13 protein-coding genes are annotated in these 15,842 nt (G+C 63.4%); 3 read left to right on the top strand and 10 right to left on the bottom strand.

Annotated elements, in window-relative coordinates; all coding sequences use genetic code 11:
* The first annotated feature begins 126 nt into the window (after positions 1–126).
* Entirely contained in the window at positions 127–336 is a 210-nt protein-coding gene (locus tag AC19YX_RS19970) for a cold-shock protein (protein WP_020296636.1), read from the top strand.
* Positions 337–405: 69 nt separating this feature from the next.
* Here AC19YX_RS19970 and AC19YX_RS19965 read toward each other — a convergent pair whose 3' ends face one another.
* The 4 genes from AC19YX_RS19965 to AC19YX_RS19950 all read right to left on the bottom strand — a co-directional run bounded on the left by AC19YX_RS19965 (position 406) and on the right by AC19YX_RS19950 (position 5,604).
* On the bottom strand, positions 406–783 hold the full coding sequence (locus tag AC19YX_RS19965) for a hypothetical protein (protein ID WP_020296635.1): 378 nt from the start codon (positions 781–783) through the stop codon (positions 406–408).
* Positions 784–866: 83 nt separating this feature from the next.
* Complete coding sequence (locus tag AC19YX_RS19960; protein ID WP_500606839.1) at positions 867–1,676, bottom strand: putative RNA methyltransferase; 810 nt, start codon at positions 1,674–1,676, stop codon at positions 867–869.
* The gene (dapE, locus tag AC19YX_RS19955; protein WP_020296633.1) at positions 1,676–2,827 is read right to left on the bottom strand and encodes a succinyl-diaminopimelate desuccinylase; all 1,152 of its coding nucleotides are present in this window, start codon (positions 2,825–2,827) and stop codon (positions 1,676–1,678) included. The genes AC19YX_RS19960 and dapE overlap by 1 nt, the downstream gene beginning before the upstream one ends.
* Positions 2,828–3,012: 185 nt before the next feature.
* Positions 3,013–5,604, bottom strand: coding sequence for a glycosyltransferase (locus tag AC19YX_RS19950; RefSeq protein ID WP_201129623.1), 2,592 nt, complete (start codon positions 5,602–5,604; stop codon positions 3,013–3,015).
* 217 nt (positions 5,605–5,821) lie between these two features.
* On the opposite strand from AC19YX_RS19950, the gene tcdA reads away from it, so the two are divergent.
* Entirely contained in the window at positions 5,822–6,631 is an 810-nt protein-coding gene (tcdA, locus tag AC19YX_RS19945) for a tRNA cyclic N6-threonylcarbamoyladenosine(37) synthase TcdA (RefSeq protein ID WP_421547964.1), read from the top strand.
* Positions 6,632–6,743: 112 nt separating this feature from the next.
* Here the strand turns inward: tcdA and AC19YX_RS19940 are convergent, their stop codons facing one another.
* The 4 genes from AC19YX_RS19940 to AC19YX_RS19925 form a co-directional block, all read right to left on the bottom strand.
* Positions 6,744–7,148 carry a SufE family protein gene (locus tag AC19YX_RS19940; protein ID WP_500606838.1) on the bottom strand — a complete coding sequence of 135 codons (405 nt, stop codon included), beginning with the start codon at positions 7,146–7,148 and terminating at the stop codon, positions 6,744–6,746.
* Positions 7,145–8,350, bottom strand: a complete 1,206-nt coding sequence (locus tag AC19YX_RS19935) for an aminotransferase class V-fold PLP-dependent enzyme (RefSeq protein WP_500606837.1) — start codon at positions 8,348–8,350, stop codon at positions 7,145–7,147. The genes AC19YX_RS19940 and AC19YX_RS19935 overlap by 4 nt, the downstream gene beginning before the upstream one ends.
* Positions 8,351–8,515: 165 nt before the next feature.
* Positions 8,516–9,550 carry a 2,3,4,5-tetrahydropyridine-2,6-dicarboxylate N-succinyltransferase gene (gene dapD, locus AC19YX_RS19930; RefSeq protein ID WP_078470064.1) on the bottom strand — a complete coding sequence of 345 codons (1,035 nt, stop codon included), beginning with the start codon at positions 9,548–9,550 and terminating at the stop codon, positions 8,516–8,518.
* A 33-nt stretch (positions 9,551–9,583) separates the two neighbouring features.
* Positions 9,584–9,946, bottom strand: a complete 363-nt coding sequence (locus AC19YX_RS19925; RefSeq protein ID WP_043229113.1) for an ArsC family reductase — start codon at positions 9,944–9,946, stop codon at positions 9,584–9,586.
* 235 nt (positions 9,947–10,181) lie between these two features.
* Here AC19YX_RS19925 and AC19YX_RS19920 point away from each other — a divergent pair, with 235 nt between their 5' ends.
* Entirely contained in the window at positions 10,182–11,828 is a 1,647-nt protein-coding gene (locus tag AC19YX_RS19920; RefSeq protein WP_500606836.1) for a Na+/H+ antiporter, read from the top strand.
* Between the two features lie 59 nt (positions 11,829–11,887).
* On the opposite strand, the gene dapC is transcribed toward AC19YX_RS19920, so the two are convergent.
* Together dapC and AC19YX_RS19910 are read right to left on the bottom strand one after the other, a co-directional pair.
* On the bottom strand, positions 11,888–13,090 hold the full coding sequence (gene dapC, locus AC19YX_RS19915) for a succinyldiaminopimelate transaminase (protein ID WP_500606835.1): 1,203 nt from the start codon (positions 13,088–13,090) through the stop codon (positions 11,888–11,890).
* 42 nt (positions 13,091–13,132) lie between these two features.
* Positions 13,133–15,835: a [protein-PII] uridylyltransferase gene (locus AC19YX_RS19910; protein WP_020296624.1), complete on the bottom strand. Its 2,703-nt coding sequence runs from the start codon at positions 15,833–15,835 to the stop codon at positions 13,133–13,135.
* Between the last annotated feature and the right edge of the window lie 7 nt (positions 15,836–15,842).

Raw genomic sequence — 15,842 nt, 5'->3', positions numbered from 1 at the left:
GGCTGTCCGCCGGGCTCGTCAACCCGGCATATGGATTACCCAATGCTGACGAAAGTTCTCAAGACACGCGTTCAAGGTTCTGTTTTCCAGAGCCAATCCCATAATAAAAAGATGGAGTACCGATTCATGTCTACTCGCGAGACCGGCAATGTGAAGTGGTTCAACGACGCCAAGGGCTATGGCTTTATCCAGCGTGAGGGTGGTGCGGACGTGTTTGTGCACTACCGCGCGATCCGTGGCGAAGGCCATCGCTCGCTGCTCGAAGGCCAGCAAGTGGAATACGCGGTGGTGGAAGGGCAGAAAGGCTTGCAGGCCGAAGACGTGGTCGGCCTGTAATCCGGTCGCTGGCCAGGCTCATCCTCCAGCGCTTCGAAAGGCCCCATGCCGCGCATGGGGCCTTCGCAATCAGGCAGTACGCCAGGTAATTTCTTCTTCGCCATCGGCGCTGATGCGCATCCAGCGATCAGCCGACTCCTCACCTTCTTCCTCGACCCAGCTGCCGGGCGCGCAACGCACTTCAACGTTCAGCGCGGCAAAGGCGGCGCGGGCGCAGGCGATGTCGTCTTCCCACGGCGTCTGGTCGCTTTCCAGGTACAGGCTGTTCCACTTGCCCACGGCCTTGGGCAGCCAGGTGACCGGGACATTGCCGGCCTTGCACTTGTAGGTCTGGCCTTTCTGAACCCAGTCGGTGCACGGGCCCAGGGCGGTGCCGAGCCAGGCGGCAATCGCCTTGTAGTCGACGTCGGCGTCTTTCAGGTAAATCTCGATATCGGGTTGGCGCATGGATGTCCTCACTGCGGGTCTGAAAAATCCATTCGCGGATTTATTCGGCCTCGGGCAGATGCTCAAGGCCTTGGGTTAAAGGGTTATTGCAGCACGAAATAATCGTAGCGCATCGACACGCTGACCTTGAGCGGCTCGGCCTGCTCGATGACCTGGGCCCGGCGTTCGGCGCTGGCGCGCCAGCCATGAGGGGTCATGGCCAGCAGGTTGGCACGGTCCTGGGGCTGGTCCAGGTTCAAGGTGAACTCCAGGGTTTCGCTGTGTTGCAGGCTCATGTCCTCGGGAACCAGGGCCAGGTGCTTGTCATCGGTGTACTCGCGCACTTCGTCGTACAGGCGTTCGCGCAGCTCCATCAGGTGGCCGCTGGTGGGGCCGACTTTCATCAGGCCGCCACCGGGGCTGAGCAGGCGTTTGGCTTCTTCCCAGTCCAGGGGGCTGAACACGCTGGCCAGAAACTGGCAGCTGGCGTCAGCCAGGGGAATGCGCGCCATGCTGGCGATCAACCAGGTCAGGTGCGGGTTGCGTCGACAGGCGCGCTTGACCGCCTCGCGGGAGATATCCAGGGCATAACCATCGGCCTCGGGCAGGGCCTCGGCGATTTGCGCGGTGTAGTAACCCTCGCCACAACCGATATCGACCCAGCGCTGGGGGGCGCGCTCGGCGGCCAGTTCCGCCAGGCGCCGGGCCACGGGGGCGTAATGTCCGGCGTTGAGGAAATCGCGGCGAGCTTCAACCATGGCCTGGTTGTCACCCGGGTCACGGCTGTTCTTGTGCTGCACCGGCAGCAGGTTGAGGTAACCCTGGCGCGCGCGGTCGAAACGGTGGCCGACCGGGCATGCCACGCCATTCTCGACGTTGCCCAGCGGTGCGCTGCAAATGGGACAGGCGAGCATCAGGCGAGCAACTTGATCAGGGTCTGGTAGTAGATTTCGGTCAGCACGTCGAGGTCGCTGGCCAGGATCCGCTCGTTGACCTGGTGGATGGTGGCATTCACCGGGCCCAACTCGACCACTTGGGTGCCCATGGTCGCGATAAAGCGACCGTCGGAAGTCCCGCCACTGGTGGACGCCTTGGTTTCGCGGCCGGTGATCTGCTTGATGCTCGCCGATACGGCGTCGAGCAGCGCGCCCGGCTCGGTGAGGAACGGCAGGCCCGACAGCGCCCATTCGACGTGCCAGTCCAGGCCATGTTTGTCGAGGATGGCGGCGACCCGTTGTTGCAGGGCCTCGACCGTCGACTCGGTGGAGAAACGGAAGTTGAACACCGCCACCAGGTCACCGGGGATCACGTTGGTCGCGCCGGTGCCGGAATTGAGGTTGGAGATCTGGAAGCTGGTCGGCGGGAAGAAGCTGTTGCCGTTGTCCCAGTGCTCGGCGGCCAGTTCGGCCAGGGCCGGGGCGGCGAGGTGGATCGGGTTCTTGGCCAGATGCGGGTAGGCCACGTGGCCCTGCACGCCGCGCACGGTGAGCGTGGCGCCGAGGGAGCCGCGCCGGCCGTTCTTGACCACATCACCGACCAGGCTGGTGCTCGACGGCTCGCCGACGATGCACCAGTCCAGGCGCTCCTTGCGCGCGGCCAGGCGTTCGACCACAGCCTTGGTGCCGTGATGGGCCGGGCCTTCTTCGTCGCTGGTGATCAAGAACGCCACAGAGCCCTTGTGGTCCGGGTAGTCGCCGACGAAACGCTCGGCGGCTACCAGCATCGCCGCCAGGCTGCCTTTCATGTCGGCCGCGCCACGCCCGCAGAGCATGCCGTGTTCGTCGATCAGCGCCTGGAACGGGTCGTTCTGCCAGGCCTGGACCGGGCCGGTGGGCACCACGTCGGTGTGACCGGCAAAGCACAGGACCGGGCCGGGATGCTTGCCATGGGTGGCCCAGAAGTTATCCACATCCTCGATGCGCATCGGCTCGAGCGCAAAACCGGCATCACCCAGGCGCTGCATCATCAGCTTCTGGCAGTCGGCATCGATCGGGGTCACCGACGGACGACGGATCAGGTCACAGGCGAGTTGCAGGGTCGGCGAAAGCTCGGCGGGGGCCGTCATGGGAAAACTCCGGTGCAAGGCGTTATGTAGGGGCCGGTTGGCCGGCGGTGGCGGTTTATCAGGGACACCGCGTGGTGTTGATCGCTGGCAAGCCAGCTCCTACAGGTAATGGGGGGCGCGCAAAATGGCGGATATCTTAAAGCAAAACGGCGGCCAGAGGCCGCCGTTTAGTCGTTGCTGCGGATTTAGACCGCCGGTGCCGCCTCTGTTTCCACCGCCGGTTTAGGCAGCGAAGACAGGAACGCCATGATCAGCGCGGCCAGATACGGCAGCGACTGCACCAGCAGCATGGTCACCCAGAAGCGCATGTCGTTGCTCGGCAGGCCCTGCACCAGGAAGATCCCCAGCGCCGCGCCCCACAGCAGGAGCATGATGAATACCTCTTCCCGAGCTTCCGAGATCGCCACCCAGAAGCCGTGGTTGTCGGCATTCTTCGGGGTGCGGAAGAACGGAATGCTGCTGGTGAAGAAGCCGTACAGCACCGCCTTGGCGATGGTGTGGGACAACGCCAGGCCCGCCAGGGCCGCGCAGAACGCATCCTTGAGGTTGACCCCTACCGCGCGACGGTAGAGGAAAATGATCTTGCCGACCTTGAACACGAACAACGCCAAAGGCGGGATCGCGAAGATCAGCAGCGGCGGATCGACCCGTTGCGGCACGATGATCATCGCCGCCGACCACAGCAGGGCGCCGACGGTGAAGAAGATGTTCATGCCGTCCGCCACCCACGGCAACCAGCCCGCGAGGAAGTGGTAGCGCTGGCCACGGGTCAGCTCGGTGTCCTTGCCGCGCAACAGGCTCGCGGTGTGCCGCTTGATGATCTGAATCGCCCCATAGGCCCAGCGGAAACGCTGTTTCTTGAAGTCGATAAAGGTATCGGGCATCAGGCCCTTGCCGTAGCTGGTGTGGTAATACGCGGCCGACAGGCCTTTTTCGAACACCCGCAGGCCCAGTTCGGCGTCTTCGCAGATGCACCAGTCGGCCCAGCCCAGCTCTTCGAGCACCGAGCGCCGGGTCATGGTCATGGTGCCGTGCTGGATGATCGCGTCACGGTCGTTGCGGGTGACCATGCCGATATGGAAGAAGCCCTTGTACTCGGCGTAGCAGAGCTTCTTGAAGGTGCTTTCGTTCTGGTCGCGATAATCCTGTGGCGACTGCACCACGGCGATTTTCGGGTCGGCGAAGTGCGGCACCATGTGCTTGAGCCAGTTCGGATCGACGCAGTAGTCGGAGTCGATCACCGCAATCACTTCGGCGTCCTTGGCGGTGTGCGGGATCAGGTAGTTCAGCGCACCGCCCTTGAAACCGGCCAGGGGCGCGACGTGGAAGAACTTGAAGCGCGGGCCCAGGGTCTCGCAGTAGGCTTGCACCGGCTCCCAGACCGCGGGGTCCTTGGTGTTGTTGTCGATGATCAGAACTTCGTAGTCCGGATAGTCGAGGGCGGCCAGGGCGTCGAGGGTCTGTTTGACCATCTCCGGCGGCTCGTTGTAGCAGGGCACGTGGATCGAGACCTTCGGCCGGTAGTCGGAATCGCCCACCACTGGCAGGAATTCACGTCGCCGCTTGTGGGTCCAGACCGCTTCGGCCAGTTCATGGGCCTCGGTCAGCAGCACGATAAACACCCCGAGGGCACCGAGGGCGAGCAGGAAGCCCACCGTCAGGCTGAACCAGGTGCTGTATTGCTGGCTGTAGTCGTAGCCGATCCACACCAGCACCGAACCGCAGAGGAAGGCGATAAAGGTCAGGAAGGTCCGACCGCGCTGGCGCAGGGCCGAGCCGTCGATCATCAGCAGGGTCAGGGACAGCAGCGCCAGCACCACCGAGCCGATGGCCAGCACGCGCCATTGCGGAATGGCCACCACCGGGCCTTCAAAGTTGAATTTCTGCTGGCGCGCAGCGTTGAACACGCCCCAGTAGGCGCCCACCGAACCTTCGTCGCTGGCCTTCCACGGCTGGTCGAAGGCTTCGATCACGAAATAGTTGTAACCCTGGCGGTTGAGCTTGTTGACCAGGGTGCGCAGGTAGATCGCCTGATCCGCCGGGCTGGCATCAGCACCGCCACGCATGCGGCCGTTGCTCGGCCAGCCGACTTCGGACAGCAGCAGCGGCTTTTTCGGGAACATTTTTTTCAGGTCGCGGGCACGGTCGAGCACGAACTGGCCGGCCTGATCCACCGGCACGAATTCCCAGTAGGGCAGGACGTGAGCGGCAATCAGGTCGACGTGCTTGGCCAGGCTCGGGTTCTCTTCCCATACGTGCCATTGCTCGGAGGTGGTCACCGGGACCTTCACAGCCGCGCGGACCCGATCCAGGATCACGCTCAGTTCTTCGGCGGTGATTTCCTTGCGGAAGATCGCCTCGTTACCCACCACCACCCGCACTACGCTGCGCGAGCTGTTGGCCAGTTCGATGGCGCGGGTGATTTCCCGTTCGTTGCGCTCCTGGTCCGGGCTGATCCAGATCCCGAGGGTCACGCGCAGGCCGAACTCTTCAGCCAGCTTGGGGATGTCCTGCAGGGTGCCGTCGACCGAGTAGGTACGGATGTTGTCGGTCAGCTTGCTCATGATTTCCAGGTCGCGACGCATTTCGTCGTCGGACGGGAACTGGTCTTTCTGTGGGAACTGGCCTTGCTGGAAAGGCGAGTAGGAAAAACCGGAGATCTGTTCAGGCCAGTTGGGGGCCGTGACCGGGCGATTGATCAGCGCCCAGAAACCGGTGAAGAGCGCAGCAATTGCCAGCACCACCACCAGATTGAGTCCAAATTTACGCGATGACATAGCTATTTCGGGTTCCAAAAGGTGTGGAACGAGGGAAGGGTTGGCAGGCGCCAAACGGTGGGCATCCTACACCGGCCCTCAATTGAGCGTACAGCGCACAAAGAAAAGCCAGACCTTGGGCACTGTATTTGCTCTTAAGTTCTTAACTTGTAGCTGGCAACTTAAAACTTGTCGCTGCGAAGCCCTATAATGCGCGCCGGTTTTTCAGGTAATGGTCATGAGCACAGAAGATCCACGGTTTGCTGGCGTCGCCCGTTTATATGGCATCGAGGGCCTGGCACGCTTGCGCGCGGCCCATGTGGCGATCGTCGGGGTGGGCGGGGTCGGCTCCTGGGCGGCCGAGGCCATTGCCCGTTGCGGGGTGGGCGAAATTTCGCTGTTTGACCTGGACGACGTCTGCGTCAGCAACAGCAACCGCCAGTTGCATGCCCTGGACAGCACCGTGGGCAAACCCAAGGTCGAGGTCATGGCCGAGCGTTTGCGCGGGATCAACCCGGACTGCAACGTGCACCCGGTGGCGGATTTCGTCACCCGCGAGACCATGGCCGAGTACATCACCCCCAACATTGACTGCGTGATCGACTGCATCGACAGCGTGAACGCCAAGGCGGCGCTGATTGCTTGGTGCAAACGCCGCAAGATCCAGATCATCACCACCGGTGGCGCGGGCGGGCAGATCGACCCGACGCTGATCCAGGTCTGCGACTTGAACCGCACCTTCAATGACCCGCTGGCCTCCAAAGTGCGCTCCACCTTACGTCGGGACTACGGTTTTTCACGCACCGTGACCCGCCACTACAGCGTGCCCTGCGTGTTCTCCACCGAGCAGCTGCGCTATCCGAAGCCCGATGGCAGCATCTGCCTGCAGAAGAGCTTTGTCGGCGATGGGGTCAAGCTCGACTGCGCCGGTGGTTTCGGTGCAGTGATGATGGTCACCGCCACTTTCGGCATGGTCGCCGCCACCAAGGCTGTGGATAAGCTCGTTGCCGGCGTACGCCGCCCCGCAGAGCGCGTCAAACCCGCGTAACCCCGTAGCCGCCGCCAGGCTGCGCTGGCCTTCAATACCGCAACAAGTTGACCGCCCACAGGCACAGCCCCAGCCCACAGGCCATACCGGCCAGCGCAGCCTGCGGCAGCGGCTACAGGGCCAGTTCGCGCATGCGTTGCAGCACGGCGTTGAGGCCGTTGCTGCGGGAGGGGGAGAGCTGGCGCGACAGGCCCAGTTGGTTGAACCAGTCGGGCAGGTCCACCTCTTGCAGCTCCTGGGTCGACAAGCCATTGACCCGCGCCAGCAACAACGCGACCAACCCGCGAATCAGGCGTGCGTCGCTGCTGGCGGCAAACTGCCAATGCCCTGCATGCACCGCGCCCAGCAACCAGACCTGGCTTTCACAGCCATGCACCCGGTTGGCCTCGACCTTGTCGGCGTCGTCCAGGGCCGGCAGGCGATCACCCCATTGCATCAGCAGGCGCGCGCGCTGCTCCCAGCCGGTGGCCTGTTGAAAGGTCTGCAACGCCAGCAGCGCCTCGTCCGGCAGGCTCATCGCAACATCTCCAGCGCCTGGTCCAGGGCTTCGAAGAAGCGCTCCAGATCGGCGGAATCGTTATACAGCGCCAGCGACACCCGGATCGCCCCCGCGAGGCCGAAGCTTTTGAGCAGGGGCATGGCGCAGTGATGCCCGGCGCGTACGGCGATGCCCTGTTCGGTGAGCAAGTGCGCCAGGTCGGCGTTATGCACGCCGTCGACCACAAAACTGGCCAGCGCCAAGTGCGGTGCGCCCAGCAGGCGGATGCCTTTGCGCGCCTGCAGGCCGTGCAGCAGGTAGTCGTGCAGCGCGGCTTCATGGGCGGCGACCGCGTCCTGGTCGAGGCCGGCCAGGTAGTCCAGGGTCGCGCCCAGGCCGATCACGCTGGCGATGGGCGGTGTCCCCGCCTCATAACCCAGGGGCGCAGGGCGGAAGGTCGCGTGCTGGTACTCAGCGTCCTGCACCATTTCGCCACCGAACTGCCAGTGACGCAGGCCTTGCAGCGCCTCGTTGCGCCCGTACAGCACCCCAAGGCCGTCCGGCCCATAGAGCTTATGGCTGGAAAATACATAAAAGTCGCAGCCCAGTGCCTGCACGTCATGCCGACCATGGACCACGCCCTGGGCGCCATCGATCACGGTCAGCGCCTGCCGCGCCTTGGCCATGGCCAGCAATTGCGGCAGCGGCTGCCAGGCGCCGAGCACGTTCGACAGTTGGCTGACGGCCAGCAAACGGGTGCGCGGGCCGATCAACTGCGCGGCGGCCTCGAGATCGATCAGGCCGGCAGTGTCCAGGGGCAAGACCACCAGCTCCAGGCCGCGGCGTTGCGCCAGTTGCTGCCACGGCAGCAGGTTCGCGTGGTGCTCCAGGGCGCTGATGACCAGCTCGTCGCCCGGGTTGAATTGGTGTTCCAGGCCGTAGGCCAGGAGGTTCAACGCAGAGGTCGCGCCGTGGGTGAAGACGATCTGCCCGCTGTCACCGGCATTGAGCCATTGCGCCACTTTGCTGCGGCTGTCCTCGAACGCCTGGGTCGCATGGGCGCCGGGCAGGTGCTGCGCGCGATGCACATTGGCTGCGCCATTGGCGTAGTAATGGGTCAGGGCGTCAATCAGGGCTTGGGGCTTTTGCGTGGTGGCGGCGTTGTCCAGGTAGGTCTGGTCTTGCCGTTGCAGGGCGGCGATGGCCGGAAAGTCGGCGCGCCAGGGGGAGGGCACAAGCATGGTGGTCGGGACTCGTATAAGCAGGCCGGGCGCTGATGATACGCGCCCGGACGCTGCTGGTGCGAGTTGCTGCTTAGTCTCTGTACGACAACTGCCTGCGCTTCGATCATGCGGCGTTAAAAACAGGCGCGCCTGATCTTTGCTCGGCGAGTTTTGGTACAGATCCTAGTTGTGAGCGTGCAGCGCTTCGTTCAGTTCGATGGCCGACTTGTGGGTTTTGCACTCCACGGCGCCGGTCTGCGAATTGCGACGGAACAACAGGTCCGGCTGGCCAGCCAGCTCGCGAGCCTTGAGCACCTTGACCAGTGCGTTGTTTTCATCGAGCAGCGCAACCTTGGTCCCGGCGGTGATGTACAGGCCCGATTCCACGGTGTTGCGGTCGCCCAACGGGATACCGATACCGGCGTTGGCGCCGATCAGGCAGCCTTCGCCGACCTTGATCACGATGTTGCCGCCGCCCGACAGGGTGCCCATGGTCGAGCAACCGCCGCCCAGGTCCGAGCCCTTGCCGACGAATACGCCAGCCGAAACACGGCCTTCGATCATGCCCGGGCCTTCGGTGCCGGCGTTGAAGTTGACGAAACCTTCGTGCATCACGGTGGTGCCTTCGCCCACGTAGGCGCCCAGGCGGATACGCGCGCTGTCAGCGATACGCACGCCTGCCGGCACCACGTAGTCGGTCATTTTCGGGAACTTGTCCACCGAGAACACTTCCAGCAGGTCGCCACGCAGGCGGGCTTCCAGTTGACGCTCGGCCAGCTCGCTGATGTCGATCGCGCCCTGGCTGGTCCAGGCCACGTTCGGCAGCTGCGGGAACACGCCCGCCAGGCTCAGGCCGTGGGGCTTGACCAGGCGATGGGACAGCAGGTGCAGCTTGAGGTAGGCCTCGGGAGTGGAGGTCAGCGCGGCGTCTTCGGCCAGCAGGGTGGCGACCAGCGGCTTGTGGCTTTCGGCCAGGCGGGTCAGCAGGGCAGCCTGGGCGGCATCGACATTTTTCAGTGCGTCGGCCAGTTGCGAGGCCTGGGCCACGGTGAAGGTGATGGCCTGGTTGCCTTCGGTGTAACCCAGTACCGGGGCGATGGCCGCGATGATTTCGGCAGATGGGTTGAGCAGTGGCTGCGCGTAGAACACTTCCAGCCAGGCACCTTGGCGGTTCTGAGTGCCGACGCCGAAGCCCAGGCTGAACAGGGAATTGGACATGTTGTTACCTCTACAAAAAATGAATGGGCAGGCCTACTTGAGGGCCGCCGAATAAATATCTGGCTTGAAGCCAATCAGGGTTCGGTCACCGAGATCGAGCACCGGGCGCTTGATCATCGAGGGTTGTGCGAGCATCAGTTCGATAGCTTTCGCCTGGTCGAGATCGGCTTTGCGTTCGTCTTCGAGTTTGCGAAAGGTCGTGCCTGCACGGTTCAACACCACCTGCCAGCCGTGCTCATTGCACCACTGGGTCAAGTGTTCGCGGTCGATGCCGGCGGTTTTGTAATCGTGAAAGTCATAGCTGACAGCGTGTTCATCGAGCCAGGTGCGCGCCTTTTTCATGGTGTCGCAGGCTTTGATGCCGAAAAGGTGCAACGTTTTGCTTGAAACGGTCAAGGAATTGCCCCCTTTGCAGGTGCCGAAAATTAAAGGTCACGGATTATGCCATGGCCGCGCGACTTCGGCGTCGCCCAGCGGCCGGCTTTGTCGCAATGTATTGCGCGAATGGGGTGATTGCGACCTTTGTGCAGCGGTCGGGATCAGTCTAAGCGGCTAATATGGCACTTCTACGGGTGACTGTTGCCGTAGCTGCATGCGCTTTTGCCTGGTTTAGATGGAGAATTTTCGCTTTATGCAAACCGCCTACACCGTACTCATTCTGCTGATGTTGGTGAGTGTTTCACGACTGGTCGGGCGGATGATTCCGGTGCCGCTGCCCCTGGTACAGATTGCCGCCGGTGCCTTGCTGGCCTGGCCGACCCTTGGACTGCATGTGGCGCTGGACCCGGAGCTATTCCTCTTTCTGTTCCTGCCGCCGCTGCTGTTCTCCGATGGCTGGCGCATGCCCAAGCGCGAGTTCTGGCAGTTGCGCGGGCCTATCCTGACCCTGGCGGTGGGCCTGGTGCTGTTTACCGTGGTCGGCGCTGGCTACTTTATTCACTGGCTGCTGCCGACCATTCCGTTGCCGGTCGCTTTCGCACTGGCGGCGGTGCTCTCGCCAACCGACGCCGTGGCGGTCTCGGCGATCGCCCAGAACCGCTTGCCTCGGCCCTTGATGCACATGCTGCAGGGCGAGGCGCTGATGAACGATGCCTCGGGCCTGGTGACGTTCAAGTTCGCCTTGGCGGCGGCGGTCACCGGGGTGTTTTCCCTGACCAATGCCAGCCTGACCTTTGTCCTGGTGGCGCTCGGCGGCCTGGCCATAGGCGTGGCCCTGAGCTGGCTGGTCGGGCGCCTGCGGGCGTGGATGATCGCCCGGGGCTGGGATGATCCGGCCACCCACGTGGTGTTCATGTTGCTGCTGCCATTCGCCGCTTATGTATTGGCCGAGCGCCTGGGCGCATCGGGGATCCTGTCGGCGGTGGCGGCGGGGATGATGCAGAGCTGGCTCGACCTGCTGCCGCGTCAGACCAGTACCCGGCTGCTCAACCGCAGCGTCTGGTCATTGCTCGAGTTCGCCTTCAACGGCTTGATCTTCCTGCTGCTGGGCTTGCAGTTGCCGGACATCATCAAGGCCGTGGCCAGCCACGAAACCTCGCTCTGGCCGACCTTGTTCTACCGTTGCCTGGACGTGCTGGCGATCTTCCTGGTGTTGCTGGTGCTGCGTTTTGTCTGGGTGCAAAGCATCTGGCGCCTGTCGGGCTGGCTGCGCCGTTGGCGCGGCAAGGGTGAATTGACCCTGGTGCCGACCGCCCGTTCCTGCTGGCTGTTGACGGTGGGTGGGGTGCGCGGTGCGGTGACCCTGGCGGGCGTGATGTCGGTGCCCCTGATGCTGGGGGCCGAGGAGGCGTTCCCCGAGCGCGATCTGCTGATCTTCATTGCCGCCGGCGTGATTCTGTTGTCATTGGTGGCGGCCTGCATCGCCCTGCCATTGCTGTTGCGCGGTATCCAGCAGAGCCCGGATGACAAGCGGCGTGGCGAGGTGCGTGATGCCTGGCGCAAGACGGCCGAGGCGGCGATTCATGCCCTGGAGGCCGAGGAATTGGTGGAAACCAGCGATGAGCCGGACGCGGCCCAGGCCGCCCTGGCCACCGAACTCAAGGCGCGCCTGATGTCGGAATACCGCCATCAACTGGAGGTCTTCAACGATTCCGCCGAGGCTCAGGCCCTGGCCTTCCAGATGGACCAACTGGAGCGGCGCCTGCGTCTGAAAGCCCTGCGCGCGCAACGCCTGGAACTGTACCGGCTCAGCCGGCATCACCAGATTGGCGACGATGTATTGCGCGAAGTGCTGGGCGAACTGGATTTGAGCGAAGCGAATCTGGGTCCAGTCAAGTGATCGGCTGATGCCAACTGGCGCCTGCGGGGGATAAGTGCAGGTGCCAGTCGGGCGAGGTGTCAGCCGCGGCGACGCAGCACGAAGTCGCGAATCCGCTCGGCGGCTTCCACGCATTCGGCCAATGGCGCCACCAGGGCCATGCGCACGCGCCCGGCGCCCGGGTTGGTGCCGTCCACTTCTCGCGACAGGTACGAGCCCGGAACCACGGTCACGTGTTCTTCGGCGAACAGGTCGCGGCAGAAGGCTGCGTCGTCACCGGCCACGCTCGGCCACAGGTAGAAGCTGCCGTCGGGGCGCTGCACGTCGAGCACCGGCGCGAGGATTTCCAGCACGGCATCGAACTTCTCGCGATACAGCGCGCGGTTGGCCCGCACATGCACTTCATCGTTCCAGGCCGCGACGCTGGCCAGTTGGGTTTGAACCGGCATGGCGCAACCGTGGTAGGTGCGATACAGCAAAAAGCCCTTGAGGATCTCGGCATCGCCGGCGACGAAACCGGAGCGCAGGCCCGGCAGGTTGGAGCGTTTGGACAGGCTGTGGAACACCACACACCGCTTGAAGTCCTTGCGGCCCAGTTCGACGCAGGCGCTGAGCAGGCCCGGCGGCGGGGTCTGTTCGTCGAAGTAGAGCTCGCTGTAGCACTCGTCGGCGGCGATCACGAAGTCGTGCTCATCGGCCAGGGCGATCAGTTTCTTCAGGGTGTCCAGCGGGATCAGGGCCCCGGTCGGGTTGCCCGGCGAGCACAGGAACAGGATCTGGCAGCGCTGCCAGATGTCGGCCGAAACCGCGTCGAAATCCGGGTTGAAGCCATTTTCGTCGAGGCACGGCAGGTAATGGGGCTTGGCGCCGGCGAGAAAGGCTGCGCCTTCATAAATCTGATAGAACGGGTTCGGGCTGACCACCAGCGCATCGTCGCCACGGTTGACCACGGTCTGGGTGAAGGCGAACAGCGCTTCGCGGGTGCCGTTGACCGGCAGCACGTTGCGCGCTGGATTCAGCCAGCCGCCGGGCACGCCAAAGCGTCGCTCGCACCAGCCGGCGATGGCTTCACGCAGGGCGGGGATGCCGAGGGTGGTCGGGTAGACCGCCATCTGGTCCAGGTTGTTGGCCAGGGCTTCGGCGACAAAGCTTGGCGAGCGGTGCTTCGGCTCGCCGATGGACAGCGCGATCGGCCGCTTGTCGGCATTGGGTGTCACGCTGCCGAGCAGGGCGCGCAGTTTCTCGAACGGGTAGGGCTGCAACTGGTTTAGAGCGTTGTTCATCGGTGCGGTATCTCACTCAATGCGGCGGGTCGTGGCGCGCGGTTAGATGCTCAGGCGCGACAATTCAATATTCGGTTCCTGGCTGACACTCAACTGCTCGACGATGGCGTCCTGCAGGCGGCTGCACAGTTGCGGGTCGGACAATTGCTGGTTGTGCGCGTCGGTAATGAAGAAAACGTCTTCCACGCGCTCGCCCAGGGTGGCGATCTTGGCGTTTTGCAGCGACAGATCGAACTCGAGGAAAATCTTGCCGATCCGTGCCAGCAGGCCGGGGCGGTCGGGGGCGCTCAGTTCGAGCACGGTCACCGGACGCTGGGCGTCGTTGTGAATGGTCACCTGGGGCGCAAAGGCAAAGTGCTTGAGCTGGCGCGGAACCCGGCGCTGGATGATGGTCGGGTAGTCATCCGGGTTGCGTAGGGCGTCGGTCAGGCCGTCGCGGATCTGTTTGATGCGTTGCGGGTTATCGCCGATCGAGCCGCCGTCGTTGTCGAGCACGATGTAGGTGTCGAGGGTGAACTGGCTGCTGGAGGTGATGATTCGGGCGTCGTGAATGTTCAGGTTGAGCTGATCCATCGCGGCCACGGTCACGGCGAAGAAGTCGTGTTGGTCGGGGGCGTAGATGAAAATCTGGGTGCCACCCTCGAATTCGCGCTGGGTGGTTTCCTTGATCAGCACCAGCGGGCCGCCGTCGGCGGGTTGCTGCAGGATGGCATCGCTGTGCCAGGCCACGTCGCCAGCGGTGTGGCGCAGGAAGTAGTCATCCCCCAGTTGCGACCAAAGCTGCTCGACGTCGTCCGGATCGGTGCCGCTGCGCACCAGGATGTCCAGGGCGGCGCTCTGGGTCTGGCGGATCTGCTCTTCGCGATCCACCGGGTTTTCCAGGCCGCGGCGCAGGGCGCGCTTGGTCTCGGTGTACAGCTGGCGCAACAGGCTGGCACGCCACGAGTTCCACAGGGTCGGGTTGGTGGCGTTGATGTCGGCGACGGTCAAGACGTACAGGTAGTCGAGGTGCGTCTGGTCGACCACGGTCTGGGCAAAGTCGTGGATCACTTGCGGGTCGGACAAATCCTTGCGCTGGGCGGTGGTCGACATCACCAAGTGGTTCTGCACCAGCCACACGATCAGGCGGCTGTCCCACACCGGCAACTGGTGACGTTGGCAAAAGGCTTCGGCATCCACTGCGCCGATTTCCGAGTGATCGCCATGCCGGCCCTTGCCGATGTCGTGGTACAGGCCGGCGAGGTAGATCAGCTCGGGCTTGGGCAGCTTGCCCATGAGCTTGCTGGCCAGCGGAAATTTTTCCGAGACCTGGGTGTACTGCAGTTTGCGCAGGTGCTTGATCAGATTCAGGGTGTGGGCATCGACGGTATAAATGTGGAACAGGTCGTGCTGCATCTGCCCGACGATAAAGCCGAACTCCGGCAGGTAGCGCCCGAGAATGCCGTAGCGGTTCATCCGCCGCAGGTTGCGATGGATGCCGAATTCGCATTTGAATAGTTCGATAAACAGGCTGGTGTTGCGGATGTCGTTGCGGAACTCGTCGTCGATCAGGTGCCGATGTTCGCGCAAAAGGCGAATGGTGTCGGCCCGTACGCCCTTGATTTCCGGGTGCTGGGCCATCAGCACGAAGATTTCCAGCATGGCGAACGGCGTGCGGCGGAACACGTTGTCGTTGATCGCCTCGATGTACCCGTCGTGCAGCTGGAAACGCGAGTTGATCGGCTGCGGCGGTGCTTCGTCTTCGGGGGCGAGGATCACCTCCTCGAAGTGCTGGATGATCAGGTCACTGAGCTGGGCGATGCTCATCACCACCCGGTAGTACTGCTGCATGAAGCTTTCGATGGCTTGCTTGGCGTCATCGCCTTCGAACCCCAGCAGCTTGGCAATCGAGCGCTGGTGATCGAACAGCAAGCGGTCTTCCGAGCGTCCAGCCAGCATGTGCAGGGCGTAGCGCACCTTCCACAGGAATTCCTGGGACGACGCCAGCAGCGCGTTTTCGCTCTCCACCAGGAACCCTTCACCCGCCAGGGCCCGCAGGTTCAGCGTGCCGTACTGGCGGCGGGCGACCCAGAGAATGGTCTGGATATCGCGCAGGCCGCCGGGGGAGCCTTTGACGTTGGGTTCCAGGTTGTATTCGGTGTCGTTGTACTTGTGATGCCGGGCCTTTTGCTCGGCACGCTTGGCCAGGAAGAAATCCTTGCTCGGCCACATGTGTTCGGTGCTGGTGACTTCCAGCATGCGCTGGCGCAGGTGTTCGGGGCCGGCGATGGTGCGGCTTTCCATCAGGTTGGTGATCACCGTGAGGTCGGCCCGCGCCTCCTGGGCGCATTCGTCCACCGAACGTACGCTTTGCCCGACTTCCAGGCCGATGTCCCAGAGCAGGGTCAGGAAACGCTCGATGGAGTCGCGGAAAATCTCATGATCGGCGCTGTCGAGCAGAATCAGCAGGTCGATGTCGGAGTAGGGGTGCAACTCACCCCGGCCGTAGCCGCCGACCGCCACCAGGGCGATGTCGGCGTCTTCGCTCCAACTGAACTGGTCCCAGGCCTTTTGCAGGATGTTATCGACGAACCAGGCGCGGTCCTCGATGAGCCGGCGGATATCCCGTCCGTTGCGAAAGCGTGTGTCGAGCACTTCCCGTGCCTGACGGATGGCTTTCTTGAAGGCCGCGATGGGGCTTGCCTTCAGGGCCAGTTCAGCCTGGAACTGGCCGCGGTCGAACAACTCGGGATCCACCTGCGGCATCGATTGG

Source organism: Pseudomonas sp. MF09150, from assembly GCF_059862355.1.
This window is presented reverse-complemented; position numbering and strand designations above follow the sequence as displayed.